Genomic DNA, 24,680 nt, shown 5'->3' with positions numbered 1-24,680 from the left:
TAAATTCATATAGACTGACTAAGTAAGACACTCTGCTGTGACAATCTCTATTTCTCTTAAAACTTCTTGGGGGTTAGATATCGCATTACATATAAAAAAACGTTCTTTATTGTGCTCATAAAATGATTTAATCAAATTAGGCTGCTTGATGATTATCTCATTGAATTCTTTTTTAAGAGCTTCACAATCAATTTCAGGATGAGTATCATGAAGTTCCTTGAGTTCAAAAGCAATGACATCTTTTTTACACTGGATTATTTCACAGACCACATCTTTTGCGTATATACCGTGAGTTAATAAGATTCTCAATGCCGAAAGGTCATTGGCTTTTTCCTGTGAAATCTTAATTAATTCTGCTTGTATCTGTACGACTTGTACCGTATTCCAATGATTAATTAATACTTCAAAAATCCAGTACACCCATTCTTGATCATCGCTGTGTTGATTTAGTACATCTTTAACATATGGAATCATCGGATCCCCTATTTCAAGTAAAAAATCAGCTATTTCCCCCGCGCCTGGCCAATTCCTATCTTGTATCCATTCAAGTAAACCCGGCAATATGCTTTTCACACGTGGATATCCTAAACGTATGACTGTTTCAGCCGCTCCATCCCAATAGTCTTTTGATATAGGTTGTACTAATAAATGCAAATCTTCATCCTTTATGTATTGTAGCTTATTAATTGCATCTTCCTTTTCCTCTTGGGGTGTGTCCCATGATAATTTTTTGATTAGACTAGATACTTCTTCCACTAGATTCACCCTTCGAACTTGAATTTTTCACCTATTAAAATCAGTACTGTTCACTCTATTGTATTCTTCTACTAACTTGATATATCGATCTTTATCCTCGTTTAACATCCATTCGAATAATCCCTGTAAATCTTTAAAAATATATGGTTTTACTTTATATGGAATAGCCTGCAAGGTACTTTCATCTTCAACTAAATGTTCATAAAAGCCAACACAAATAGCATTATGCATATAAGGACTTCGCTTATATTGGTTAAAACACCACTCCGCATAATTATAAATTTTCTCCTGTTCTGTCAAATCATTATTTCTATGCGCTTCTATAATTCTATCTCGCAGAAATACCAATAAAGAATAGATAGAATCATCTTTATGATTAAAATGAAACCTGAGATCATAAAACAATTTTTGGGCAATTCTCCTCCATGCACTCATAGTTATCGCTTATTCCTTTCTCTCTACGTAAACCCAAAGAAATGCAAAAATAATTACACAAACAAAAAAAACAAGTACAGAGTTATCTCATTTCACCACGCCGTTCTAGCTACAACACTGCTTTCTTCCGCTTTATTATCCAAATTATTAATAAGACGATAACCGATGTCCCCAATAAGAAATACATCCAAATCGTTTTTTTAACCAATTCATCATTGGGATAATGGCCTTTATTATAAGCTTTTACAAAGATATCCTCTTGGGTCTTAATAGCAATAAAATCTTTTGGATCGGTATTGATAATTGAGTAGTAGGGCGTACCTTTAGGATAAATATTCGAGAAATTCCCCCTGTACGTGCCTTCCTCATCGGAAAATTTAGTTACATGCCCTATCTTCTTATCGATTTCTTCCGAGGGGATGAGTTCATCGTCTGATATTTCGTAGATGTCACCTGAATAAACAACAAACGAACCGGCCCAATCCGCGGAGACCGTATGCAATGGCAATAAAGCAATTATGGCTAGAATTACAATAATGAATTTCTTCATCTCAACCTCCTAGCTTTGGGATTCGATTGATTTATAGATTGTTTTGAACTCTTTTCCATTATTTAATCCATCAATAAGCTCCACTAAACCTGACTTTCCAACGATTCCAAACCATCTATTAATTTCTGAATGGGCGATCTCATAATTTTCTTTTACATGTGAGGGTTCATAAAAGTCATCTCTACTACTTAGCTCATTTATCTTGTCAAAACTTATAAACTTATCGCTGTTATATCTATAGTCAACTAAGGTAGCCAAACCTTCATCAAACCACACAGGAACCTTATCCTTATTCTTCAACCTCTTTCTTAACTCACTATGCATCAATTCATGGGCGATCACATCCGCGTTAAATCCGTCTGGACCAATAACAATGTAATTTCCCCAATAAGTATAATAAGTCTGGCCCGTTCGATTCTTCTGAGCATACTTCTCTAGAGCGTGTGGAGATTGAACAAAAAGAAGGGTTGGATTGTCTTTTAAATCTTCGAAGAACCCAGGAACTCTCTCCCTCGATTGTTCGAAATCGTTCAAAAGTATCGTTGTTGTGACCTCTGAAATATCTGGTTCTACATAAACATGCTTACCTTGCTTCTCCATACTAGAAAATTCTACCATCATTGCATTAACAGGTTGAGGATTTATCATATAGACTACAATCAGCATCAGAAGTAAAAAGGAAAGAAATGCGGTGATGATTATGGGTTTCTTTGATTTCATATATCTCACACTAATCATAGTTTTTAATGAAAATCTTAAACGAGCTCTCAATAGCGTCAAAATCAGTCGAGCCAATAATTTGATCCATAACCTTGCCATCAGAGTTCATAAAAAACAACGCAGGAAAAGCTTGTTCACCAAATTGTTTATGGAGATCACCTGTTTCATCTAGGAGAACGGGATACTTAATGTTGTAATCCGCCACGTATTGTTCTACTTCAGAAAGATCATCTTGATAAAGCAAATTGATTCCGTATATGTTCACTCTATCTTTATATTTCTCATACAATGAGACAATCTTAGGAGCGTCGTCATTACAATATGGACACCATGAGGTGAAAAATACGAATACAGTGGGTTTCTCCGAGAAGTCCACTTGTATTTTGTTTCCATTCGCCAACTCTTTTAGTTCAATGTTTTCAGGATACTTAATGGGTTTAGCAGTGTTGTTTACCACGACAAATATAATCGAGCTTAATGCAATCAATAATATAAATGTACTTACAATAATAGATGTTTTCTTCAAAAATAATCCGCCCTTTTCTAATCTATTCACCCACTGCTATACATTCTCTTCCACTAAACCTATATCCTCCATATTGATCATTGAACAGCTCAAAACAGCCCCTACTTCAGAAATTTCTCTTAGGCGGGGGCTTGATTTATACTTCCTTAGTTACATTGAGCTTTTTCCATTTACGAATCTTCGAACGAAAAGTCTTGAACGGTGCAACGGAATTGATATGAATCCATTTGACCATAGGCCATCTTGGATTCTTCCCTGTCCAATTCCGGACTCCTTGTGTAAAGAGCTCTTCATCACTTAAAGAATCAATCCAGTTCTGCCATTGCTGTTCTGTTTCTTTAAATAAAGATCTTAATTCGTCTAATGAGTAGGTAGCATATGTATGATAAAACGATTGATATAATCCGCCAAGTTGATTCCATTTATAGTCCGGTGAAGGCGTAATGACGGTTTCACCTGCTTTTTCATCCCTATCCCATTTCATTACAAGGTTCAACCAACCCAATTGATAGGCAAGGATTTCTGCAGGAGTACGATCGACCCCTTCCATTCGAATGTCTTTTTGAGCATTCTCAATGCCCTCAAATTCATGATCAAGAGACAGGTAGGCCGTATGTATAGCATTTTTCAATGCTTCTTTAGATGGATAGTCGTTTGTAGACATCTTAACTCTCCTTTATGTGCTTAACTCCAGAACATGCCTCTACTATCGTTATCAACAATTTCCAGTTGCTTCTCAAAATCATCTTGGGGGGCAAAATCATCGACAAAATGCCACATTTCTTACTATCTCTCCAATAGATTTTCCATTTATTTTCTTCAAATCGAAATTGTGCGATGGGTAACTCTACCCATACTTCACTCATATATGCAGGCCTTTCTTCATTTAAAGTAACGCTATTCCCTCTGAACTTATAGTTAAGCCTGATTTGGTTTCTTACATGCTTTGGAATCTTCGCTTCAATGTAAGTCGACAATATCTTTTCAATTCTCTTTTTAGTAAATGAATCCAGCAACTGAACACCCTCTTAGTAGTAAATTTGATCTTATAAAGTTATATTCTCACCCACAACAATACACTTACTGTCACTACCATGCCCGATCTCGTTCGTCTTCACGATAGGAATCCCGCTGATTTCCTTCAAATACGCTTCAACGATTGAAAATTCATTATAGCTCTCAAGCTCAGTAAACGACCCAAGAATCACTCCAGCACATTTATCAAAAGTTCTAGCTTGCTGAAGCTGAGCAAATAAGGAGACGATTTTGTTAGCTCTGCCACTTAAACTCTCTAAGAATAAAATCTTGTTCGAAGGGTCTGGAAAATAACTTGTTCCTGCTAGCTTCATAAAACATCGAATATTGCCGCCAATTACAATCCCACTCATCTGGTTCCCACGGACCCAATGAAAGTCGAAATCGTAAAGATCGTTATGTCCTTCGAAAAATGTTCGATAAAAAGCAGCTTGCTGCTCCGCACCATCAGAAGATACGAGATTCATCAACTGATAGTGATAGGATTTTGAATTACTTTGCGTATGTAAAGCGTTCAAAATAACGGACAAGTCACTCATTCCGAAAAAAGGCTTCGGATGCAAACGAATATTATCGTAGTCGAGATATTCCAAGATCTGGTTCGCGGAATCCCCACCTGAAATATCAAAAATCGCAAGAATTTCATCATTATTAAATAGACGATTCAACTCCGTTGCTCTTTCCTTAGGATTGCCACTGAAATAACCATCTCTTCTAAACAAGGTGTTAGACATTACTACCTCTAGACCAACTGAGTTCAGAATTCTAATTAATTCTTCTACTTTAGGCAGGTTCTCCAGTCTCACACCATCAGAACAAGCGATAAGTCCTACTTTATTCCCTGGAGTGAGTTTTAAAGCTTTGCTCATCTTAGTTAATCCTTTCATTTCTAATATAACCGATTCTCATAGCTATCCTTTAATCCCTTTGATACATCCTCTTGAGAAATCCCAAGCTCTTTCGCATGTTCTGCAATGATTACTGAGGGTTTAGGCAGCTCTGCTTTCAATGGCCAATACGTATCATCCCATAGATGTGATCTTTTAAAAGCTTTAGCACAATGCATATAACACTCTTCCACTTCAACGGCAATGCCCAATTTCGGTAGTTTACCTTGAGCCTCCATATGAACCATTATTTCTTGATCTTTGATAATCCTTGCATGTCCATTTATTCTTAAGGTTTCTTCAAGACCGGGAATAATAAATATCAAACCCACTTTTGAATTTAAAAGGATGTTGCGCAAAGAATCAAACCGTCGATTACCAGGTCGCTCAGGAATCACTAAATGTTTGTCGTCTAACACATATACAAAACCTGCAGCATCCCCACGCGGAGATACATCACAATTGCCTGATGAATCACTTGTTGCTATAAAGAGTAACGGTGATTTGGATATATAATCTCGGGAATGATGATCGATGAAGGTTATACTCTTATTGTTAACCAATTCACTGGGATACCCATACATTGACCTTAACTCTTCTTCAGAGTCTATAACTTCTTTGAAAATATTATGGTTCATCTTTCTCCCCCCTATTTTCGCAGTTTAAAAACCAAAAAATCGCTGCAGCGAAAATCCTCCTCAAAAGACGGATACTTCTCAAGCATTTCAGCAGATGGCTTCGGCTCGATCATTTCTTCAATTTGAAAGCCAGCCCGTACAATCGTATTTACATAACTGGATAACGTCCTATGAAAAATCAGAAACTTTTCCTCTTGATCTATAGGGAAGATCTGATTATAAGTGCCCTCGTAAAAATAATTATCTACTTTCCAATAAAGCTTCTCACCAGTATCCGACTTCACCCATCCGCTACCAGGGGTTACAAAGCAAGGATGTGGAATTGAGAATATAAACGTCCCTCCATCAACTAACAACCGATACATTTCATGAATCGCCATCTCATAATCAGATAAGTCATGAATCACCATGTTAGAAACGATGAGATCATAACTCTCATTCTGAAGAAAGCTGAGATCTTCACAATTGCCATGATGGAAGTTTATCTTTAATTCCTCTGGTGATTTACTCTTGGCTATCGTTATCATGTTCTGCGAGTAATCAACGCCAGTGACTGAGGCACCTGCCTTAGCTAACATTCTGCTTAAATATCCTTCACCACAGCCTGCATCTAGCACCTTCTTATTTTCAACAGAACCCATAAGACTGAATAAAGCTGGATTCAAAAAAATTTCTCGATGGATATCCCCGTTTTTGCTGTACGAAGTTGAGATTAGTTCTGCGTATTTATCCCATCTTTTTATGGCCTCTTTACTGCCCAATTCATCATTCATTTGATCACCTCTAAATTTCTGAAATAATCCATTTTACTGTCGATAAATCCATTGTCAAAGTCAGCTGCACCAATAAGCTCACCTTCACTGAAACATAAAGCAAATAACCAAAGCTGTCTAAGCGCAACGAACATAGGTACAGCACTAATATCATTGTCACTGAGATCTCTTAAACTTTTATATCCATTTAAAAATGATGCCCATAACCGTTCTACTTCATCTTTATCATGGCCGCTATGAATCTCTCTTGCCAATCTAAACTCAGCGATATCATAGGCTCTCCATCCGTAACCACAAATATCGAAATCATAATGAGTTAATTTCCCTTCGTCCGTGAAAGTCACATTCGTATTCCCATGCAAATCGCCATGGCAGATGCCCCAGTCGAGCCCCGCTTCCAGATGTACTTCAATCTGCGCTTTTAATTGTATGGCAAGGTCATACAGGAATTGATAATCCTCTTGTCGATGGCTCATATGCAGTTTGATCGTATGAAGCGGTTTCTCAATTAAATGTTCAAAATCAAGCTTACCTCTTACATGTTCACTCTTAAAGTTGTCCGTAGCTGTGTGGATTTGTGCAACTGACTGACCAAATAAATAGCTGTCTTCTACCGCATGAATAGGCTTTTCATTTCCTACAGCAAAACTAAACATAACGCCATACTTCACACCCTCAGGCACCAAAAATTCATTAAATATGATCCCATCTTTTCGAGGAATAGGAATGGAGACGTTTACACCTTTTTCGTGCAAATCGTTCAACAATTCTAATTCAAAATCAATCTCCGATCTACTCCGTCTATCCGCACGATAAACACGAAAGATGTATTTTTCCAATGCCGTTTCTAAGATGTATGTATCGTTCATGCCTCTAAGAAAATACTGCAACTGTACTGGTTCTGGAATCTCATAATGCTCTTTAATATGTAATAATAATGCGTCTGTTGCCAACAGTGAGTATGTAATAGGAAAAAAATTCAAGTGTATCCCATCCCTTTAGGTTTTTGATAGTAATATTTACACCATACCATATTTAGGGAGTTGAATCATTTTCTTCTTGAAGCTGTGAAACCAATGTATGGAAATATAAGTATAATAATACAGAATCAATTACATGGAGGTGTTCGAATGCGTAAATCACCGTTGATATTGAGTATGATTTTATTATCCCTAACGTTAATTATGGGCTGTAGTTCAGAAGTGGATGATGCCACTAAAGCCGCTGAGAAGTACAAAAATGTTGAATATACCATTAAGGTTTCTGATGATTTATTTTCTGAGGAATCCATTCTAGCCCGAAATGAAGAAATGAAACCGTACTTTACTGAATACTATACCGAAAAAGCTATAGGAAGCCGAATCACAACTATCCCTTTTCAAATCGCTAATAAACAAGAGCTTTCTTTAAAACCAGATAATCTAAAGTTCACCCTTTCCGAACAAAAGAAAAATATTGTTGAGTTAAAATATACTTGTGATCTTGTTTTGTTGGATAAGAATGACAAAGAAAGTAAACGTGTCCCTTTGGAGGGAATACTGACTATGTTTGATGTGGATGGTCAATGGTTAGTGCAAGGAGATCGTTTTGACTCGGAGGCTTTAATGAAATTGATTTATGACTAAACACCCTTCATATACCATATTATTACTGGAACATATTATCTAACAATAGTAATATTAATTTCCAGTACATAGTAATATGATAAGGAGCTAATGAGTCATGAAGCGAACTGCATGGATCATAGTAACATTACTTTTATTATTGGGGAGTATTCCAATTACTGCGTCAGCAAAAGCACCAACTGTAAAATCATGGAAGACACTTTACTCTGAGTATATCAAGAAAACGTTAATGGATGCTACTAGAGACAGGTCTTATGACGGTGACTTCAATTATTTCACTTTAGTAGATTTGAACTTTGATGGTACTCCTGAACTTATACAGGGGTATTCTTTACGATTCATTCAGCCCATCAACATTGCTCTAACCGTCCAAAATGGAAAAGTCATTCCATTCAATTATCAAGGAAAACTGAAGGATATTTCAGAGGGTATATTTAATGTAGGTATGGGTGGATTTCTACCGCGCGATGAAAATCGTGGCCTGCATCTCTATAAGAACAAAAAAGATGGAACATTACGTTATATCGCTTTTGTAGATGGCAGTGGTTCGTACAATTCTAATTTGCAGGTTTTCGAGATTAGTTTCCAAGGAACCAAATTTAATGACAAAGAGATATTCTTGGTCGACATTCCAGATCAAGAAAAAACGGATGATTTGCCAAGCTATTATGTAAATCAAAAAGAAGTGAATAAATCCGCCTATGATAAGGCGTATAAGCAATATTTTTCAAACTTGACGTTAGTACCAAGTAAAGTTATCACTGCAAACTATACAGACCTGTTTAATAATGAAGTTAACAAATTCGTTCCAAATGGAATCGCTAATTTTATAAATCGTTATTCTTCATCCAAATAAAGCTTGTTGATTGATCCTCCTTCAATAGATAAAAAAGCAGACTGCTCACCATAGCAATCTGCTTTTTTGATTAAATTAGCTTTTTACTCATCCGATAATTAACTAACAGTACTCCTTTTCGTTCTACACTTTGTTTCATCATAAGCTGGTATCCCTGTCGTTCAAAAAAGGGTCTAGCTGTAATACTTGCTTCGGTATCCATTTCATGAAGACCAAGCTCTCTCGCCTTCATTTCAAGCTTGTTCACGAGAGCAGAGGCTACGCCTTGGCCTTGGAAATCTTTGTGGACATAAAGACAATCCAAATGTCCTTCCAACGTCATATCCGAAAAGCCAACTATGTACCCGTTAATTTCGGCTACATAAGTAATATTTTGACGTAAAGAAGTGCTCCAAGCATCAAGTTTGAGGGTCTTTTCCTCTTTAGGTGCCCAAGCATCAAGCTGTTCTTGTGAATAATGTTGTTTGTTTACGAAATGAACTGTCTCATAGAACAATGAGATAAGCTGACTAATATCCGATTCTTGATAAGCTCTAATTTCCATTGCTTGTTCTCCTTGCTGGCATTGCTACAACCCCACTACATCTTTAAGCTCCAGAAGAGAACTAATCATATAGTTAGGCTTGAGGTCTTTAGGAACCTCTATATTCTGGCGATTGTAATAGCAGAAGTCAATGTCAGAATTCACAGCACCATGGTAATCATCTTGTAAAGAATCCCCAACGAACAGCACTTCATGATTGCTTAGCTGTAGATCTATTAAAGACATTTCAAAAATCCTTTTATCAGGTTTTCGGATGCCTACCTCATCAGAGATCATTATGGATTTGAATATTTCATAGATCTTACCGGCTTGCAGTCTTTTTCTTTGTGCCTCACTGATCCCATTGGTGATAATCCCCAGAGCATACTTATCTTTAAATGAAGTTAAGATCTGTTCCGCTCCTTCTTCAAAATAACAGGAATTGCAAAAATAATCCCAATAAGTATCTGACAGTTTGCTATGAAAAAGCTGATCCTGTTTAAGGGTGTCTCTAAAAGAATACCTCAATACCTCTCCTATAGTCTTCACCTCACCACCACCCACAAAGTTCATCCAATGGCGAAAATTATGACCTGAAAACTCTCCATAAAATAAAGACCACGCCTCAATATCTTCTACGAAGAGATTATGATCGTTACAGGTTCTTTTCATCGCTTCGATTTCACAAGCACTATAATTTATTAATGTATTATCTAGATCAAATATAATGGCTTTGTACATAATATCCTCCCCGAATAATGTTCTTATCTATCATAACATGAACATTAAAGTTTGGATAAAATTAACAAAAGGTTTTCATCACTCTGAGGTACTCATGAACTCTACTAGATCAATTTTCTGACCTGTTTTAGCACTTTCCAGCGCTCCAAATACCATTGCCATACTATACCGATTATCTCTACAATTTGTCTCTGCTGGACGCTCTTCTGCTAGTGAAAGGAACATTTCCTCCAAACATCCTTGATGGAAGGTTTTGTCCATATTAACAGCTTCTCCATTTACACGCTCTACATCACGAATAAATTTATCACTCTGATCTCCTGATACGACTACCTCTGCATATGGCATCTCATGACCATCCCAAATCGCAGTTCCTTTTTCCCCATTCAGACGCCAAGCTGCTTCCCAAGAGGTAGAGGCACCTTCTGCACACCAAGACCCCTGATAAGTAAATACAGATCCGTCCGACATCTCAAAGATACACACTGCCGACGCATTCCCCTTATACCATGATCCGGGAGGATTAAACTCCTGACAGTAAACGGAAATCGGATTGGCTCCACTAATAAATCGGGCCTGATCAAAGGTATGAATCGCCATATCCAGCAGCAGAGGACTTTCCATGACATCACGGAACCCTCCGAAATGAGCGCCGAGGAAAAAGCTAGAACTGATGTATCCTACTCTACCAATGGTGTCAGACTCGATTAAGTTGCGCAAAGAACGAATACGAGGGTCATAACGTCGGTTCTGCATCACAGCATGGGCATTTCCGGTTCTTTCAGAGATCTCAACAATCTTAGTGCACTCTTCCATAGTCTCGGCCAGTGGCTTCTCACTAAACACATTACATCCGAGTTCTAATGCAGTGCTAGAAATGCTGTAATGGCTTCCTGGAACTGTAACGTCAAACACAAGATTAGCTTCAGTCGCCTGAATTGCTTCTTTAATGTCAGTAAACGTCAGACAAGAAATCTCATGCTTTGCCGCCATCGCTTGTGCTGACTCCAATCGTATATCTATAAGTGCAACAATCTGAGTATCTGAACGTGATAAAGCGTATTCAATCCAGGCGTTAGCCATTCCTCCGCAACCTGCAACCGCTACACGGTACTGTGCTGTCATCATTCTCCCCCTCTACGGTTACAGCGGATTAGGTACAAAGCTACCGCCCCGGCATTGTTTTAAATAATTTAAAGCATGTACTTGTCCCATCATTTCCAGCTCATCCCGATAAACAGGATCATGCCAGCCTTCAATATCAATCGTACCTTTATAACCTGCCTGACGCAAAATAGAAATAACATCAGTCCAGTTCGTATCTCCAAAGCCGGGAGTACGGTGCCATACATAAGGATTGGGGCCATGAATTCCATATTCTTTTACGATATCCCAAGCGATGGTGGCATCCTTACCATGTACATGGAAGATCTTATCTGTCCATTTACGAAGCTGCGGAATCGGATCAATTAATTGGACCATCTGATGACATGGCTCCCATTCGAGTCCTATATTATCAGCAGGCACAGCATTGAACATCTTCTCCCAAGCTAATGGATTGTGAGCAATATTCCAGTCACCTGATCCCCAGTCTCCACCCATGGAACAGTTCTCGAAGGCAATTCGCAAACCGCGATCCGCTGCTCTTTTGGACAACTCTCCAAACACCTCGGTGAACTTCGGAATAGATTCATCAATGGATACCCCTGGTAACCTTCCTGTAAAACCTGATACCATATCCGTTCCGAACAAATGAGCATGATCAATCAGTCGCTCCCAGCTCGCGATTGCATCGGAATTATCACCAGTATTCGTCAATGGATTGCCGAAGATCCCAACAGATGAGATCACGAAGTCATGTTCTGCTGCAAGCTCTTGCACACGCTTTCCAGTTTCCACGAGATCTGTTTTCCCTGTAGTTTGCCAGAAGGTTAAGCTAAAAGATTCAAATCCATGTCCTACTATTTGTGGAATCACTCTTACAGCGTCGCCGCCGCCTACTAATGTTCCAATTCGCATTGTATCCTTCATCTTGTGACCACTCCAATATTGGTTTATAGTAAGTGCTATAACCCGAGTATATACTGCTTCTGAGCTTAAAACTCTTATTATCTTGTGTTTATATAGTCGTATCTTGTGGGAGTTGAGTGAATTATGAGTTATCCTAATGATCTTAAAGAATATCCTCAATTAGAAGAAAAAACGTATCCATTCCGTTTATTTTTTAATGAATGCAAGAACGCAAAGATCGGTCAGAATATCCTGTATTTACACTGGCACGAGCATTTCGAAATCATCATTATGCAAGAAGGCAGCGCCATTTTTCACATAGACAGCAAGCCCTATGAACTGCATGCCGGAGAGGTATTGTTTGTTCCCTCTGGAGGTTTGCATGTTGGGTACAGTCTGCGGGATGATCATGTTCGTTTTATCTCCGTCGTATTCCATAGTTCTTTATTTAAAGATTGGAAGCAGGATCCTCAGCATGAGCAGTTTGTAATCCCTTATTTAGAGAATCGTTATCAGCTGCCGGTCAAACCTGCAGAGCTTGTTCCGACCTGCTCCACATATTTTTCTCTTCTGGATACCATCGTTGATGAAGTACTGCAGAAGGGACCTGCTTTTCAACTGGTCATCAAGAATCAACTGCATTTACTCTTTGTGCTGCTCTCTCGCACCTTTCTACCTGAACAAGTATCCGGTAGAACGAATGAGCGGCACTCCTTTAATCGCGAACGTTTTAAGCCACTTCTAGAGTACATGGAGAATCATTTCGATGACAAAATGACCGTAGAAAGCGCCGCAAGATCCGTAAATCTAAATCCATATCATTTCTGTAAAACCTTTAAGAAGCTAACAGGTCGAACCTTCATCGATTATGTTAATCTTTGCCGAGTAAATGAAGCAGAGCGATTGCTGCTCGAGACCAATTTTACAGTGACTGAGATTGCAGGTAGAGTCGGCTGCGACAATCCCAATTATTTTACCAAGCTGTACAAGCAGTACAAAGGGATCACCCCTTCAGGGGTTCGAAAATAGGCGATTCTCTCTATTCACGAAAAATAGCACCGTTTGCCTCTCCCAAACGGTGCTGGCTATTGGATTATTCCGTAGCATTAAGCTGTAACCTCCGCACACTTGCAAGCGCGGGAAAAGATTCATCCACCATACCGGTACTCCATAGCTCAACCTGCTGTCCAACCTTCAAATCCTTAAAGCTAATCGATTCTCCAGCTTCATTAAACATTGTTGACTTCTGATTGAATGAGAACCAGTAAGAGGGATCTTCCATGCCAGGTTCAAGGATGAGAATCCGCTTCGCCTGTTTGGTATCGATATCTACGATTTGACCTATTACATGTGGTTCGCCTAGCTCTGAAATGTCGTAGGTCAACATATCAGGAGCGATCCATTTTTCTATCTCAAGTATGGCCGTTTCAGCATAATCAGATGGAATTGTAATCGTTACTTTATTACCAATCGTGTCCACACCGGAACCGTATAGATTAAGCTTCTGATAGAGTTCTTGTTTATGCAAAAGCTCTTGTGCAGCTAATAACTCTTGCATCGAATATTTAACATCATGGAGCTCATAAGTACCTGCCGCGAAAGTCTGAGCAAACCGCTGCTCAATCTGCGAGTTCAAACCCACTATATTGATATGAACCTTATTATCCTGTAGATAGATATCTCCGTTAGGAATCTTCTGAGCGGATAGGAAAGCTTTAATCGCTTCAGGATCACTGGAGTAAAGCACTTTTTCAGCTTTAGGATCTTCTATTCCAGCGCTCGCAGTAGGCGAGATATCTGGAGTTGCAGTAATTGCAACAGCTGGAGCCGGCTCCTTATTCGATTGTTGATCTTCTGAACATCCACTTATGAATAGTATAATAACAGAAATCCATATCCAGCCACCAAGCCACTTACGCATCCTTGTCACTCCCTCACTCTTTATCTTCTCAAACGGAGATTGGAAGTGATAGGTTGCAGATTCAGAATGAATTCTCTAATCTAATGTATAAGGAGCGAGTCCAATCGGAAGAGCTTCAGGACGGGTGCAGGTACTCTTCATTTCGTAGAATGAATGAGTATCTGAAGAATCATGGAATGCCCACATCGCTTCTAGTACATGATAAGCCAATTCTCCACTGGCGCGGTGCTTTCTTCCCGTCCGAATGGCATATGCCATATCCGCTGGACCAATTCCGCGTGTATTTTGATCATATCCAGATAACAGCGTTTGCTCTGTCCATTCATTCTGACCCATGAGCCTGAATTTCACCGGACCGCCAAAGTTATTAGGATCCGGAACTTGAATCGTTCCAAGTGTTCCGTAGATTTCTATATGCGGCAGGTTACTGCCGCCAAAGATATCAAAACTTGTAATCAGCGTTGCTATGGCTCCATTCTCAAATCTTAATGTTCCGGCAACGTGAGTTGGAATTTGAACAGGAATTTTATTACCCGATTTCTTCTCACTTGTAATCGTGCGTTCGACTAGCGCTTTACCAGTCATCCCGCTAACCGTACGAATTGGACCCAATAACTGCACCAATGCTGTCAAATAGTATGGTCCCATATCGAACATTAGACCTCCACCAGCGGCATAGTAGAATTCTGGATCTGGATGCCAATGCTCATGTCCACGCCCCATCATAAACGAGGTGGCTGCAACGGGCTGACCAATTACACCCTCATCGATCAATTTGAGCGCCGTCTGAATGCCGGTTCCAAGGAATGTTTCCGGCGCGCTGCCTACTAGTACGCCCTTTTCTCGAGCCGCTGACAGAACTTCGCGTCCTTCTTCTCTCGTCACAGCAAGTGGCTTCTCAACATACACATGTTTACCCGCTTCGATAGCTTTCAGGCATACATCCGCATGAACAGCTGGAATCGTCAGGTTGATAACGATCTCTATCTCCGGATCATTCAGTAATTGCTCTGTGGTGTAAACGCTTGGAATATTGTATTTATCGGCTTGTTCCTTCGCTCTCTCCAAGTCCAAGTCCGCACATGCAACTAGATCAAGAATCTCGAACTTCTGACAGTTCTCCATATATATGCTACTGATTTTACCGCATCCGATAATTCCTACTTTGACTTTATCCATTCGTTGATCGCTCCCAGAGATTATTGACTGTCTGCCATTCCGCTATAGCTACTACTAACCGCTGAAATTTGGGATTGTGCGCGAACTTTACCCTCGGCAGCCCATAGCAGTCCTCTGCGCATCATTTCCTTTACCTGTGGCATAGCTACAATATCGGCATGATGTCCGAGTGAATTATAATACACTCTGCCATGACCCCACCGTTTGGTCCAGGCTACTGGCATATCCACGGCTTTGTTGAAAGAATGTGGGCCTTCAACAACTGGAAAACGAGTCGTTGCAAGTACTTCTACAGCTGGATCTACATGCAGATAATATTGCTCTGAACAAACGGTGAAGTCTTCTAATCCTTCTACGAGAGGACTTGAGCTTTGGCAAATCTCTACGGTGTAGTTCACACCATCATTGCCGGGATGAGCTACCCATTGCCCCCCGGTCATAAACTGCCAATCCACATTATTTCGGAAAGAATCACACATCCCGCCATGGCAACCCGCAAGACCCGTTCCGTTCTGGACAGCTGCCGAGACATTATTCACAAGATTCTGTTCGATTGTACCCATCGTCCATACCGGAACGATCAAATCTAGTTCAAGAAGCTTCTCCGCATCGGCAAAAGCCTCAAGTGTATTCGATACCTCAACTTCAAATTGTTCCTTTTGCAGTACTTTAGCGAATATATCAGCTACCTGTTCAGGCTCATGACCATCCCAACCGCCCCATACTATCAATGCTTTTCTCATCTTTCGCACTCCTTCTAATAGAGATTGTTCAAACACGCATTTTTGTTGATTACATCTCAGAGATATCGACCCACCGGCGCTGTTCAATAGAGCGTTCTACCGCTTCTAACACAGCTTGGCATTTCACTCCATCATGGAAATTAGGTACAGGCTGACGTCCTTCTTCAATCGCGTTAGAAAGCTCCAACATTTCGTGAATAAACGTATGTTCAAAACCAATCGTATGACCCGGCGGCCACCAAGCCTCCGCATATTCATGAGCTGGGTCCGTTGCTAGCACACGCCGAAAGCCCTGAACATCCTCTGTATCTGAGGTTAAATAAACCTCGAGTTCATTCATTCGCTCGAAATCAAATTTCACACTTCCAAGGCTTCCGTTGATCTCAAAAGAATTGGTAGAGCGATGACCTGCTGCGAATCTTGTAGCTTCAAAACTACCTAAGGCACCGTTATCAAAACGGGCTAAAAACAATGTGGCATCATCTACAGTTACCTTGCCCTTAGGAGCATCCTTATCCCCTTTTGCACTTAATCCTGTCATTTCAGCAGCAAGTGGACGTTCTTTAATGAAGGTCTCACTCATACCGATTACTTCCTTCACATCACCTATTAAGAAATGTGCGAGATCAATGAGATGCGCACCCAAATCACCATGTGAGCCTGAACCCGCAATCTCCTTCTGCAATCTCCACACTAACGGGAACTCCGGATCAATAATCCAGTCTTGTAGAAACCAAGCCCGAAAATGATAGATCTTCCCAAGCCGCCCGCTCTCTACTAGCTTTTTAGCAAGTCTAACCGCCGGTGAAAAGCGATAATTAAAACCAACCATATGTGTAACCCCTGCATCTTCAGCGGCTTGCAGCATTTCACGGGAATCCGCCAAGGTCAGTGCGAGTGGTTTTTCACAAAAAATATGTTTACCAGCTTTGGCTGCTGCTAGAGCAATCTCCTTATGTGCATTACTAGGGGCATTTATATCAATAAGATCGACATCCTCACGAGCGATTAGATCTTTCCAATCCGTAACACAATCCGACCATCCTAACTGAGTGCCAGCCTCTGCAAGCGCTTCAGCATTCCGTCCACAAATCACAGACATCTCAGGTTTAAGCGCTTTCGGGAAAAACATTGGCAAACTGCGATAAGCATTACTGTGCGCCTTACCCATAAATTTATAACCGATCATTCCAATGCGAAGCTGTTTCATCTTATTCCTCCTCAGATTTCTTAGATTTAGATGAAGCTCGTATTACTAGTTCAGTCGGTAAGTTAATCTGGATAACTTGGGAGGGGGTTGATATTTCTGAGCGACTATTCCCCTGTAATTCTAATACCTTAGATACAGCAATTTCTCCTAGCTCATAAAAGGGAACACGCACACTGCTTAAGGCTGGTGTAGTAAGCTCAGCAGCATCTGAATCATCATAACCCACCATGGCTGGGATGCGATCTCTTGGGATGCCTAGTTCCTGTAGACCTTGCTGCAATCCAATGGCCATGCGATCATTGGCCGCTACAATGGCATCAATCTCATTCAGAAGAGGCAACATCTTCTTGGCAGCAATAGCACCGCTTTTACGACTGAAGTTACCTTCGAATAGAAGTGATTCATCTAAAGGAAGGTTAGAATCCTCCAAAGCGCGCAAATAACCAGTTAAACGATCTCGGCTGTTCGAATAAGATGCTGGCCCGTTTAGAAAGGCAATCCTCGTAAAGCCCTGATCCAGTAAGTGCCTGACCGCTTGCCAGCTTCCTTCGACATGATCAGCATCCACCTCGTGAAAAGCCTCTCCTTCAAAATGCTGATTAATCAGGCAAAACGGATGACCTTCCTCCTTCAAACGTCGAAGTGAGGCTAGCTCACCTGGATCCTCTTTGGCACCGAGTACAATACAAGCATCAATCTTCCGCATCTTAAACAATTCGTTATAGTCCACTCTCTCTTCGGCATTTCGAAACAGCATTAACAGATCATAACCCTCTTCTCGCGCCTTACTCCCAATTCCACTTAATATTTCTGAAAAATAATAAGTGGAGAACAAGCGTGCATTTGGCAAATAAGGCATTACTACACCAAGGTGCCCACTTCTTCTACGAGCAAAGCTCTGCGCGAGTGAACTAGGGGTATATCCCAGCTTGAGCGCAGCCGCCAACACACGTTCCTTCGTTTCTTCCTTGAGCGGGCCTACGTTGTTTAACACGCGAGAGACTGTGGCTTCTGACACTCCGGCAAGCTCGGCAACCTCTTTACGGCTGGCGATAGAAATCCCTCCTACGAAAGCGCATTCAATAAATGTACGCGCGTACATTCTCTCATGAACAAAGTCCCTCGTCAACCCTTATTTTGGATATTCATTCATAATAAAACCCCTGAATTAATCAGGGGTTTTGCTCATTCTAAACGGTGTATTCTTAGGGTTCAGGGATGCCCCATCAACCACGCTTGTACATGCTTTAGGAACTTTTTAGTGGCGGGAGATGCGTATTTCATAGAATGTACAGCGATTCCAAGTGATCTGAAACTACGTTCTTCCAATTCAAGCATCGTTACATTATAATTCTGACGGGTTAATACAAGCTCTGGCAAAATACTAATTCCGAGTCCCTTCTCCACCATGGCCATAATGGCATAATCATCACCTGCTGAGAACTTAATATTCGGTTTGATGCCCGCCTTATCCAGTACACGCCTAACATCATAATCTGAACCAGCCTTCGGGATGATGAAATCCTCTTTAGCAATTTGGGATAAGGAGAGAAAAGGTTCTGCACTAAGCAGATTTTCTTTGGATACGATTCCTAACATCCGGTCCTTTTTTAAGGGAATCACTTCGAACTTCTCACGCGTAGGCAGAGAAATAAAACCACAGTCAACGACTCCAGCCTCGATCCATTGTTCAACCTCTAAATAACCACCTTCCATCAACCTGATTTCGATATAGGGGTATTCACTGCGAAATTGCTTAATCATTCCTGGCAGCCAATGCACGGATACACTTGTGAATGTACCGATGGTAATGGTCCCGACCTCTAGCCCATTTATATCTGCTACCTCCTGCTTCAATTTTTCATTCCACTTCAGAATTTCACGGATAGGCTGTAGTACTTGCTCCCCGTTTACCGTCAATTTAACGCCAGATCTATTTCTAATTAATAACGTGAAACCAAATTCCATCTCCAAGCTACTAATCGTGTGGCTAATTCCAGATTGCGTAAAGCCCAGCACATCTGCTGCTTTTGTTAAGCTACCTAGCTCTACAACTTTTAGAAAAATCTCATACTTATTGATGCTCAACCTCTATCCCTCACCTTTTTAAATTACATAAGTTTTACTCATGTATCCTATGATAAACATTCAGTTACCTTATGTATAGAGCCGTATTATACTAAATTGAGTTGAAAATGAAGAAGGATGGATGACGAGATGAAACCGCTCAAAGCTGAGCTGATGCTGTTAGTTGTAACATTATTTTGGGGTTCCTCCTACATATTTATGAAAATGGGGTTAGGCACGTTAGGCGAATTCAATCTGATTGCACTCCGCTTCGGACTTGCTTTTATATTAGCCACAGTGATCTTCCACAAACGTTTACGAAAAGTTGACATCAAAACATTGAAATATGGTGCTCTACTCGGATTTTTACTCCTCGGTGTGTTCACATGTATAACGTTCGGACTGAAGACCACGACAACCTCCAACGCTGGATTTTTAGTAGCCTTGACGGTCATATTTGTACCGATACTAGATCGTATACTTTTCAAAAAAAGAGTTGCACCTCCGCAAGTCTTTGGCTCCGTACTCGCTATAGCTGGCATTGGACTTCTTACATTAAACGCTACCTTAAAAATTGGGCCAGGTGACTTCCTCTGTATTCTTTCGGCGGTGTTCTATGCGGTACAGATCTTATTTACAGGCAAGGCTGTAAAAGAGTGTGATTCACTGAATATTGGAATCTTACAGTTGGGTTTTGCCGGAGGGTTTGCTTTAGTGTTATCTGCGCTATTCGAGACACCTTCGCTTCCTTCGACCTTACCAGCATGGATTGCGATCCTCGCACTTGGGATTCTCTGTAGTGCCTGTGGCTTCATCCTACAACCCATTGCTCAAAAATATACTTCACCTACACGCACCGGACTGATCTTCTCCCTTGAGCCGGTTTTCGCCGCGTTGTTTGGCTATTGGTTCGCCGCTGAAAAGCTATCGATACAAGGATATGCTGGTGCAGCCCTTGTTCTACTGGGGATTATAGCCTCGGAGCTACTCGGTAAAGTTACATTCAGCCCTAGGTGGGCTCAGAAGAAACCAGAACATCTATAGGATGATTTTCTCATATAAAAAAGGCGTCGTTAACTATACAAGCTGAACGATGCCTTTTTTTATTATCTAAGATTATCGTATAAATTAATGTCCCATCATCATTGCTGCATCTGCTTTCTGACTCTCATCGGAGGAGGAATCATTCGAGGAAAGCTTTGGTTTGCGCAGGATAATACTCATAAGTACACCTACTACAGCTATACAACCAGATAGAAAAAATACATCATCAAAACCTAGAACTGCTGCTGATAAAGGATTACTTCCTGCTTTCAATGCTCCCATATGCACAGTAATTTGACTTGTCAGATAACCCGTCAAGCCTGCTACGGCAAAGGCCACAACCACCTGCTGTGCCGCTGCTGTAAGCGATGTGACCCGGCTCACCAATTCACGCGGTGCTGCATTTAGAACATGTGTATTGAGTGGCATCATCGCTATACCCATCCCAAATCCTAATAAAGCAAGATACATCATAATGGTATTTAGACTTGTAGTCATCGAAATCCCAGACAGTAGGAATAGGGTAACTGTAATGATGCTCAGACCCACAAAAGCCAGCGGTCGTGCCCCTATCTTATCAAACAATTTACCACCAAGCGGCATGCCGATTACACAAGCTAAAGCTTGCGGAAGCAGAATCAGCCCCGTCTCTAGTGGTGTATAAGCCCGAATCTGCTGTAAGTATAGCGGCACGAACAGCATGGAACCAAACAGTGCGGCTTGCATGACCCATGTTAAAATAATGCCGCGGGTGAAATCTGAGGAGCGAAAGACGCGCAGATCCAGCAAAGGCTGTTTATGCCGCAGCTCAACGATTATAAATAGAATCAGTGCAACGCCCCCAACAGATAATCCAAGGATTGCTGGAGTCGATGACCAACTATTCGACCCACCTTCATTTACTCCATAAGCTAGCATGGAAAACGCAATCGGTGCCAGTATAATGCCAAGTATGTCGAGGTTGCCTTTACCGATCTTCTCCGTCTTGGGCAAATACTTAACACCAAGAATAATACCAACAATCCCAATCGGCACGTTAATCAGGAAGATCCAATGCCAGCTAACATATTCAACAAGCCATCCGGACAATATCGGGCCAAGTGCAGGTGCAAGCAGCATGGGAATCCCAAGCATGCCCATAATCGATCCTCTTCGTTCTGCTGGAGCTAACTTAAACACCATAGCCATCCCAATAGGAGCTACCATCCCCCCACCAAGTCCTTGGATCACACGAAAAATAACAAGCTGCGAAGAAGTTTGAGCCACAGAACATAACATGGAGCCAAGAATGAACAACGTGAGCGTCACCAGAAACACTTGTTTAGAACCGAAGCGATCTGTCATCCAGCCTGCGAGCGGTATTACAGCAGCTAAAGCTAACGTGTAACCTGTAATCGCCCACTGAATCGTTTTTAAATCTGAAGAAAAATAGTCCACCAGTTTGGGTATAGCCACATTCACGACGGTTCCATCCAGAATAACCATAATCATCCCGACGATAATAGCAAGAAGCGGGGGGAGGATCGCTCTTAGCGAGAAGGGCCGTTCTTCTGTCGGGCTACTCTGAGTAATTGATTTTGTCATCCAGTACTCCACTCTTTTCTCTAATTTAGTTAAATGCTTTAACAATTATTTCAAATTTTAATTTACCTTCGATGAATGTGAAAGTCAACAAATAAAACCCTTTTTTACAATATAAATACATTGCATTTACATTCATCTCAGAATATTTATTGAAACACAAAAAAGGCTATGCATGGTCCCAAGAAGAAATTTCTTCTTAAGGGACGCACACATAGCCTGTTGTTCTAAACCTAAATCTTTATTATTCTTAAGATTAAACGGAAGGAAGGTTTCCTTTTAATTCAACAATCTTACCAGACTTATTGAGAACAAACTCAAGGGACGCATCCGTTACAGCAAAGCCAAGTACACATTGTATTGACATTTGATCTTCTTTTTGAATACTTTCAGTAGACTTTATCCCATGGTAAGTACCAGCTCGTGCAGTAAAATCAGCCCAATATTTCTGTAAACCCGTAGTGGAAAGCGAACGCTTCATTTCATCACTAAAGAATCGATTCTCTAACTCTTGAAATTGTCCAGTGCTCAGCAGTCCCGCTATCACACTTGCTGTAACCTCGGGCGCATAAACTTCCACTAGATTAGCTTCAGCATTATAAGAGGTTACCAGTCCAGCACTAGTGAAAAAAGAGAGCGGAACATATAAGTGTTCCTTCCTAAACACAACATTATCCTTAAAGTCTCTTTTCTCTTTATCATTAATGGTAATATAGTCGTTTCCTACTTTATATTCAATCTTTTGTTTGACTCCGCTTAATGTAATGGTGTCCGTACTTTTTTGATAAGTGGTTTGATATTTCAAGACGCTTGATGCCTCTCTAAGGGGTAGCATGACCGTAGAACCGTTTGGATACGCTGAATATTGATCTGATTTCAGAACCTGACCATTCAAAACCACCTTTACTTCACTAGCATCTGCCCAAGCCGTAGAAGAGGTAGTTCCTCCAAATCCATTTACCAATAACAGTACACTTAACACTACAACAACCGCGATTTTGTTCATCCGTTCGAAACCTCCCTTTTTTTGACTATTAGTATTATGTGCGTTTCCAGCATCTGCTAATCCTAATGGTAGTAAAGCTCAACAAAAAAAGTGAATCGCTTCTTACATGGACATTCAAGTTCTAGGTTATTCCACCTTGAAGTCAAAATATTGTTTAGGATAAGGTTCCTTGATCAACGTAAAATGCCACCATTCTTTACTGTAAGGTTTAAATCCCTTTTTTACCATCGCCTCTTTGAGGATCGCCCGATTTGCTTTCTGAGTCTTGTTGATTAAGGGCGTATCGTAATAGGAGATGTCTCCGAAAAAATCAAAAGGGCTTCCCATATCAACTTCAGCTCCCGTTTCTTTATTTACGATCGTTAAATCGACGGTGCTACCTCTGGAATGGCCTGATTTTTTAGCTATAAAACCAAGTTTAAATAGATTACGTTTATCCAGTCGCGGATAATATTGCTGTTTCATTTTAGTATCTACGGCATTCTGTGACCATCTTACAAAATGATTCACCGCCGTCTGCGGACGATAAGCATCATAAATTTTAAGAATATACCCTTTGTCCGCTAAATCCTCACTTACAGCCTTCAAAGCTGTTGCCGCTGTCCGCGAGATTATCGCTAAAGGCGCCTTGTAGCCATCAATCCGCTTCCCCACAAAATTATTATCTCCGTAATATCGAATCTCATATTGTGCCGTTGGAATCACTTCATCCAGATAGACAAAACCTTGCGGTAAATGGTTCTTCTTCTCCATTTTCATTTGCTGCAGCACAGAGTCTGTTGAAGAGCCGACATAAGCAGCATCAGCACTACCTATAAACATACTGTTTGTCCACAACAACAGCACGACTGCGAAAACTGGAATTCTTATTCCTTTTGATCCTAATCTCAATTAATCCAGCCTCTTCTCAGATGTTGTCTTGTCTTTACATACTCTAATAATTACGAGTTTACGGTTTCAACTAGAAATTTTTCTATTACAGGAGTGAATTTATTATTCGTAGAATTAAGTAATTGTAGTAGCTTTTCTAAAATCGAAAGAATTCTAGTATCAACTTTGCTGTTTTTCAGTGCATTCTCATACGCCTTTTTTACTTCTGGTTTGATAACTTGCTCATCATAGTCATATGCAGGTGTATTACTTGTTCCATACAATAAGCGGGACGTTGCAATGAGAAGTTCTTTTTGAAGAACGGTTGAACGGTTAGAAGCAGGATATTTCGTCACAAAATCCTCTATTGCAAGCGCTCTATTCGTTAACTCGGTCCAACTGATTACAATCGCTGCATCAGATACACTCGGTTGATTAGATTCGGTGGCCATGATGTCAATATAAGCTGCGATGTCCTTCGTAATATACGGCTTAAAGATCTTAAATCCCTCATAATGCATTACCGGATAGTACATGCCCTCACTGGTCTCCAGCTTATATCCCTTATCCCGGCCTTCAATTAACACATTGCGTACGTTGGCATCTTTGATCGTATTAAAGAGTGAGGTATAGGTTAGATTTTTGCTTTTGGAAAAAGCACTGTTTATCTCTTTCTGCATCTTGTCCGGAAAAACCTTTTCTGAGTATACAGATAAATGTGCCTTCTGTGCATTCTCGAGCTGAAGTGTCATCTGAGTCGCTGTCCAGGTATCCACTTCTTTGATATGGTTAATTAAATAATTACGTGCGCTAGCAAGAGATGTCGGCTTCTGTACATACTGCTGGAATTGATTATAAACGCCTGCAGATTCCGTTGCCGTTGCGGCAGATACTGGCTCTATACCCAAAGTACTGAATCCTGTCACTGAACCAAGGGCTATAGCAATACTTAACAAGCCGGATTTTTTCCAGTTCAATAGATGA

Annotated in this window: 29 protein-coding genes; 4 read left to right on the top strand and 25 right to left on the bottom strand. The window is 40.6% G+C overall.

Features of this window, described 5'->3' with window-relative positions; translation table 11 throughout:
* Positions 1–18 precede the first annotated feature (18 nt).
* The 11 genes from MKX60_RS18955 to MKX60_RS18900 form a co-directional block, all read right to left on the bottom strand.
* Positions 19–756, bottom strand: coding sequence for a DUF5071 domain-containing protein (locus MKX60_RS18955; protein ID WP_076298923.1), 738 nt, complete (start codon positions 754–756; stop codon positions 19–21).
* A gap of 27 nt (positions 757–783) precedes the next feature.
* Positions 784–1,191 (bottom strand): DUF7674 family protein, encoded by a 408-nt coding sequence (locus MKX60_RS18950; protein WP_143759367.1) that lies wholly within the window; start codon positions 1,189–1,191, stop codon positions 784–786.
* A gap of 109 nt (positions 1,192–1,300) precedes the next feature.
* Positions 1,301–1,741: a hypothetical protein gene (locus MKX60_RS18945; RefSeq protein ID WP_179086670.1), complete on the bottom strand. Its 441-nt coding sequence runs from the start codon at positions 1,739–1,741 to the stop codon at positions 1,301–1,303.
* A 9-nt stretch (positions 1,742–1,750) separates the two neighbouring features.
* Positions 1,751–2,461: a hypothetical protein gene (locus MKX60_RS18940; RefSeq protein WP_143759365.1), complete on the bottom strand. Its 711-nt coding sequence runs from the start codon at positions 2,459–2,461 to the stop codon at positions 1,751–1,753.
* Between the two features lie 10 nt (positions 2,462–2,471).
* Complete coding sequence (locus MKX60_RS18935) at positions 2,472–2,987, bottom strand: TlpA family protein disulfide reductase (RefSeq protein ID WP_076298920.1); 516 nt, start codon at positions 2,985–2,987, stop codon at positions 2,472–2,474.
* 136 nt (positions 2,988–3,123) lie between these two features.
* A complete protein-coding gene (locus tag MKX60_RS18930) occupies positions 3,124–3,651 on the bottom strand; it encodes a ClbS/DfsB family four-helix bundle protein (RefSeq protein ID WP_341060661.1) in 528 nt (175 codons plus the stop codon).
* 1 nt (position 3,652) lies between these two features.
* A complete protein-coding gene (locus tag MKX60_RS31720; RefSeq protein WP_443189890.1) occupies positions 3,653–4,003 on the bottom strand; it encodes a DUF3024 domain-containing protein in 351 nt (116 codons plus the stop codon).
* Positions 4,004–4,033: 30 nt separating this feature from the next.
* On the bottom strand, positions 4,034–4,891 hold the full coding sequence (locus tag MKX60_RS18915; protein WP_076298918.1) for a S66 family peptidase: 858 nt from the start codon (positions 4,889–4,891) through the stop codon (positions 4,034–4,036).
* A 20-nt stretch (positions 4,892–4,911) separates the two neighbouring features.
* Positions 4,912–5,547: a pyridoxamine 5'-phosphate oxidase family protein gene (locus MKX60_RS18910; RefSeq protein WP_341060658.1), complete on the bottom strand. Its 636-nt coding sequence runs from the start codon at positions 5,545–5,547 to the stop codon at positions 4,912–4,914.
* A gap of 11 nt (positions 5,548–5,558) precedes the next feature.
* The gene (locus MKX60_RS18905; RefSeq protein ID WP_076286376.1) at positions 5,559–6,320 is read right to left on the bottom strand and encodes a class I SAM-dependent methyltransferase; all 762 of its coding nucleotides are present in this window, start codon (positions 6,318–6,320) and stop codon (positions 5,559–5,561) included.
* Complete coding sequence (locus MKX60_RS18900; RefSeq protein WP_341060657.1) at positions 6,317–7,303, bottom strand: phosphotransferase enzyme family protein; 987 nt, start codon at positions 7,301–7,303, stop codon at positions 6,317–6,319. Before MKX60_RS18900 ends, MKX60_RS18905 begins: the two co-directional genes overlap by 4 nt.
* 147 nt (positions 7,304–7,450) lie before the next feature.
* Between MKX60_RS18900 and MKX60_RS18895 the strand changes: the two genes are divergently transcribed.
* Both MKX60_RS18895 and MKX60_RS18890 read left to right on the top strand, forming a co-directional pair.
* Positions 7,451–7,945 (top strand): hypothetical protein, encoded by a 495-nt coding sequence (locus tag MKX60_RS18895; RefSeq protein ID WP_339270991.1) that lies wholly within the window; start codon positions 7,451–7,453, stop codon positions 7,943–7,945.
* A gap of 97 nt (positions 7,946–8,042) precedes the next feature.
* The gene (locus tag MKX60_RS18890) at positions 8,043–8,801 is read left to right on the top strand and encodes a hypothetical protein (protein WP_076286378.1); all 759 of its coding nucleotides are present in this window, start codon (positions 8,043–8,045) and stop codon (positions 8,799–8,801) included.
* Positions 8,802–8,871: 70 nt separating this feature from the next.
* Here MKX60_RS18890 and MKX60_RS18885 read toward each other — a convergent pair whose 3' ends face one another.
* From MKX60_RS18885 to MKX60_RS18870, 4 genes are all read right to left on the bottom strand, one after another.
* Positions 8,872–9,345 (bottom strand): GNAT family N-acetyltransferase, encoded by a 474-nt coding sequence (locus MKX60_RS18885; RefSeq protein WP_076286379.1) that lies wholly within the window; start codon positions 9,343–9,345, stop codon positions 8,872–8,874.
* A gap of 24 nt (positions 9,346–9,369) precedes the next feature.
* Positions 9,370–10,065: an HAD family hydrolase gene (locus MKX60_RS18880; protein WP_076286380.1), complete on the bottom strand. Its 696-nt coding sequence runs from the start codon at positions 10,063–10,065 to the stop codon at positions 9,370–9,372.
* Between the two features lie 78 nt (positions 10,066–10,143).
* Positions 10,144–11,190, bottom strand: a complete 1,047-nt coding sequence (locus tag MKX60_RS18875; protein WP_076286381.1) for a Gfo/Idh/MocA family protein — start codon at positions 11,188–11,190, stop codon at positions 10,144–10,146.
* Between the two features lie 18 nt (positions 11,191–11,208).
* Positions 11,209–12,096, bottom strand: a complete 888-nt coding sequence (locus MKX60_RS18870) for a sugar phosphate isomerase/epimerase family protein (RefSeq protein ID WP_076286382.1) — start codon at positions 12,094–12,096, stop codon at positions 11,209–11,211.
* A 123-nt stretch (positions 12,097–12,219) separates the two neighbouring features.
* Between MKX60_RS18870 and MKX60_RS18865 the strand changes: the two genes are divergently transcribed.
* Positions 12,220–13,104 carry a helix-turn-helix domain-containing protein gene (locus tag MKX60_RS18865; protein WP_042187825.1) on the top strand — a complete coding sequence of 295 codons (885 nt, stop codon included), beginning with the start codon at positions 12,220–12,222 and terminating at the stop codon, positions 13,102–13,104.
* A gap of 64 nt (positions 13,105–13,168) precedes the next feature.
* Here MKX60_RS18865 and MKX60_RS18860 read toward each other — a convergent pair whose 3' ends face one another.
* From MKX60_RS18860 to MKX60_RS18835, 6 genes are all read right to left on the bottom strand, one after another.
* Positions 13,169–13,996, bottom strand: coding sequence for a hypothetical protein (locus MKX60_RS18860; RefSeq protein WP_076298914.1), 828 nt, complete (start codon positions 13,994–13,996; stop codon positions 13,169–13,171).
* 75 nt (positions 13,997–14,071) lie between these two features.
* Positions 14,072–15,175 carry a Gfo/Idh/MocA family protein gene (locus tag MKX60_RS18855; RefSeq protein ID WP_076298913.1) on the bottom strand — a complete coding sequence of 368 codons (1,104 nt, stop codon included), beginning with the start codon at positions 15,173–15,175 and terminating at the stop codon, positions 14,072–14,074.
* Between the two features lie 20 nt (positions 15,176–15,195).
* A complete protein-coding gene (locus tag MKX60_RS18850) occupies positions 15,196–15,918 on the bottom strand; it encodes a ThuA domain-containing protein (protein ID WP_076286385.1) in 723 nt (240 codons plus the stop codon).
* 49 nt (positions 15,919–15,967) lie between these two features.
* A complete protein-coding gene (locus MKX60_RS18845; RefSeq protein WP_076286386.1) occupies positions 15,968–17,128 on the bottom strand; it encodes a Gfo/Idh/MocA family protein in 1,161 nt (386 codons plus the stop codon).
* 1 nt (position 17,129) lies between these two features.
* A complete protein-coding gene (locus MKX60_RS18840; RefSeq protein ID WP_179085848.1) occupies positions 17,130–18,230 on the bottom strand; it encodes a LacI family DNA-binding transcriptional regulator in 1,101 nt (366 codons plus the stop codon).
* Positions 18,231–18,340: 110 nt separating this feature from the next.
* Positions 18,341–19,216 carry a LysR family transcriptional regulator gene (locus tag MKX60_RS18835; protein ID WP_341060655.1) on the bottom strand — a complete coding sequence of 292 codons (876 nt, stop codon included), beginning with the start codon at positions 19,214–19,216 and terminating at the stop codon, positions 18,341–18,343.
* Between the two features lie 129 nt (positions 19,217–19,345).
* On the opposite strand from MKX60_RS18835, the gene MKX60_RS18830 reads away from it, so the two are divergent.
* Complete coding sequence (locus MKX60_RS18830; RefSeq protein WP_076286388.1) at positions 19,346–20,239, top strand: DMT family transporter; 894 nt, start codon at positions 19,346–19,348, stop codon at positions 20,237–20,239.
* Between the two features lie 84 nt (positions 20,240–20,323).
* Here the strand turns inward: MKX60_RS18830 and MKX60_RS18825 are convergent, their stop codons facing one another.
* From MKX60_RS18825 to MKX60_RS18810, 4 genes are all read right to left on the bottom strand, one after another.
* Positions 20,324–21,823 (bottom strand): DHA2 family efflux MFS transporter permease subunit, encoded by a 1,500-nt coding sequence (locus MKX60_RS18825; protein WP_076286389.1) that lies wholly within the window; start codon positions 21,821–21,823, stop codon positions 20,324–20,326.
* Positions 21,824–22,076: 253 nt separating this feature from the next.
* Entirely contained in the window at positions 22,077–22,826 is a 750-nt protein-coding gene (locus MKX60_RS18820) for a stalk domain-containing protein (protein ID WP_341060654.1), read from the bottom strand.
* 126 nt (positions 22,827–22,952) lie between these two features.
* Entirely contained in the window at positions 22,953–23,717 is a 765-nt protein-coding gene (locus tag MKX60_RS18815; protein WP_341060653.1) for a M15 family metallopeptidase, read from the bottom strand.
* A 50-nt stretch (positions 23,718–23,767) separates the two neighbouring features.
* On the bottom strand, positions 23,768–24,673 hold the full coding sequence (locus tag MKX60_RS18810) for a hypothetical protein (RefSeq protein ID WP_341060651.1): 906 nt from the start codon (positions 24,671–24,673) through the stop codon (positions 23,768–23,770).
* Between the last annotated feature and the right edge of the window lie 7 nt (positions 24,674–24,680).

The organism is Paenibacillus sp. FSL R5-0914 (assembly GCF_038004525.1).
Taxonomy (GTDB): domain Bacteria; phylum Bacillota; class Bacilli; order Paenibacillales; family Paenibacillaceae; genus Paenibacillus_AQ.
Note: the sequence above shows the minus strand (reverse complement) of the source record. Positions and strands in the feature narration are given on the sequence as shown.

Coding starts and splice junctions, on each gene's coding strand:
- MKX60_RS18895 (WP_339270991.1), top strand. CDS start 7,451: ATGCGTAAATCACCGTTGATATTGAGTATGATTTTATTATCCCTAACG.
- MKX60_RS18825 (WP_076286389.1), bottom strand. CDS start 21,823: ATGACAAAATCAATTACTCAGAGTAGCCCGACAGAAGAACGGCCCTTC.
- MKX60_RS18840 (WP_179085848.1), bottom strand. CDS start 18,230: ATGTACGCGCGTACATTTATTGAATGCGCTTTCGTAGGAGGGATTTCT.
- MKX60_RS18875 (WP_076286381.1), bottom strand. CDS start 11,190: ATGACAGCACAGTACCGTGTAGCGGTTGCAGGTTGCGGAGGAATGGCT.
- MKX60_RS18860 (WP_076298914.1), bottom strand. CDS start 13,996: ATGCGTAAGTGGCTTGGTGGCTGGATATGGATTTCTGTTATTATACTA.
- MKX60_RS18855 (WP_076298913.1), bottom strand. CDS start 15,175: ATGGATAAAGTCAAAGTAGGAATTATCGGATGCGGTAAAATCAGTAGC.
- MKX60_RS18870 (WP_076286382.1), bottom strand. CDS start 12,096: ATGAAGGATACAATGCGAATTGGAACATTAGTAGGCGGCGGCGACGCT.
- MKX60_RS18945 (WP_179086670.1), bottom strand. CDS start 1,741: ATGAAGAAATTCATTATTGTAATTCTAGCCATAATTGCTTTATTGCCA.
- MKX60_RS18910 (WP_341060658.1), bottom strand. CDS start 5,547: ATGAACCATAATATTTTCAAAGAAGTTATAGACTCTGAAGAAGAGTTA.
- MKX60_RS18940 (WP_143759365.1), bottom strand. CDS start 2,461: ATGAAATCAAAGAAACCCATAATCATCACCGCATTTCTTTCCTTTTTA.
- MKX60_RS18880 (WP_076286380.1), bottom strand. CDS start 10,065: ATGTACAAAGCCATTATATTTGATCTAGATAATACATTAATAAATTAT.
- MKX60_RS18950 (WP_143759367.1), bottom strand. CDS start 1,191: ATGAGTGCATGGAGGAGAATTGCCCAAAAATTGTTTTATGATCTCAGG.
- MKX60_RS18865 (WP_042187825.1), top strand. CDS start 12,220: ATGAGTTATCCTAATGATCTTAAAGAATATCCTCAATTAGAAGAAAAA.
- MKX60_RS18915 (WP_076298918.1), bottom strand. CDS start 4,891: ATGAGCAAAGCTTTAAAACTCACTCCAGGGAATAAAGTAGGACTTATC.
- MKX60_RS18930 (WP_341060661.1), bottom strand. CDS start 3,651: ATGTCTACAAACGACTATCCATCTAAAGAAGCATTGAAAAATGCTATA.
- MKX60_RS18890 (WP_076286378.1), top strand. CDS start 8,043: ATGAAGCGAACTGCATGGATCATAGTAACATTACTTTTATTATTGGGG.
- MKX60_RS18820 (WP_341060654.1), bottom strand. CDS start 22,826: ATGAACAAAATCGCGGTTGTTGTAGTGTTAAGTGTACTGTTATTGGTA.
- MKX60_RS18885 (WP_076286379.1), bottom strand. CDS start 9,345: ATGGAAATTAGAGCTTATCAAGAATCGGATATTAGTCAGCTTATCTCA.
- MKX60_RS18905 (WP_076286376.1), bottom strand. CDS start 6,320: ATGAATGATGAATTGGGCAGTAAAGAGGCCATAAAAAGATGGGATAAA.
- MKX60_RS18845 (WP_076286386.1), bottom strand. CDS start 17,128: ATGAAACAGCTTCGCATTGGAATGATCGGTTATAAATTTATGGGTAAG.
- MKX60_RS18850 (WP_076286385.1), bottom strand. CDS start 15,918: ATGAGAAAAGCATTGATAGTATGGGGCGGTTGGGATGGTCATGAGCCT.
- MKX60_RS18830 (WP_076286388.1), top strand. CDS start 19,346: ATGAAACCGCTCAAAGCTGAGCTGATGCTGTTAGTTGTAACATTATTT.